Below are 1,100 nucleotides of genomic sequence, written 5' to 3'. Positions count from 1 at the left end.
TTTCTATGGGGTGCACAGCTATCTGTTCCAGTCCGTGGTATACCCTGAGCAGATTATCATTGCTTTTAACCGTTACTTCCAGGTTGGCATACTCATAAGGTACCGAATAATAGTTTAGCTGAAAAGAAAAGTGGCCATTGGGTTTTACTTTCCTTTTTTCAACGGAAAAAACTTCATACCGCTTTTGTGGCAATGAGAGAAGCTCTTTTTTCTCTTTTTGAAGGAATACCTCTTCCGGAACTTTACGGGTAGTGCCATGAATGCGCTTATTACAGATATGGGCGTTCCACTGCCTGATTTCCTGAATAGCTTTGTCATAATCCCTGTGTTCAAGACCTTTCAAGAAGTTGTTTTTTACGTATTTAATACCTGATTCAACTTTTCCTTTATCTTGTCCGCGCCTGACTCGGGCAGTGATAGGTGCACAGTTGTAATGCCTTAAAAACCGGCTGTATTGTTGCTGGAATACAGGTTCGTAAAAATTGGCCTCTAAAACGGCGGCTTTCAGGTTATCTATTTTTACTGTTTTGGGTACACCTCCAAAAAATTCAAAGGCATGGATGTGGCACCAAATAAATGTATCGGTTTTCTGATTGGTGACAATCTCGTAATATGCATATCGGCTAAAGGAAAGAATCATGCAGAAAACCCAAAGTCTTGTTGTTTTTCCTTCTTTTTTGAACTCACCGAGGTAGCCAAAATCCACTTGTGCCTCTTCTGAGGGGGGCAGTTCTACCGGAACATATACCTCGGATTGTTTTAACCGATTTACATATCGCAAAACAGTAGGGTAAGACACTTTCAGTCCTTTCTCCCGAGTTAGTTTCCGATGGATTAGCACGCTGGTTAACTGCTTCTGATGCAACTCTAAAATGTAATCGGAATAATCATCCAGGATACCAGGTTTTTCTATAGCTCTTGGCTGGATGTTACCTTTTTGAAGTTCGTTTCGGATTTTGGTTACCGTTTTACGGCTGATCCCAAGTTCCCGGGAAATGGCCCTGAGGCTTTTCCCTCTGTCTAATAGTGTTTTTACTGTATACCACATATCAATTACATACATTATGCCTTTTGTTTATGATTTTCAAAAGGCAAGTTAA

The 1,100-nt window shown here is 40.5% G+C and carries 1 protein-coding gene; it reads right to left on the bottom strand.

What is annotated here, in order from left to right:
* A partial coding sequence (gene istA / locus BM130_RS15110) for an IS21 family transposase (RefSeq protein WP_074964430.1) occupies positions 1-1,063 on the bottom strand: 1,063 nt, incomplete at its 3' end.
* Between the last annotated feature and the right edge of the window lie 37 nt (positions 1,064-1,100).

The sequence above is a fragment of the Thermophagus xiamenensis genome (assembly GCF_900112795.1).
Classification (GTDB): Bacteria; Bacteroidota; Bacteroidia; order Bacteroidales; family Marinilabiliaceae; genus Thermophagus; species Thermophagus xiamenensis.
This window is presented reverse-complemented; position numbering and strand designations above follow the sequence as displayed.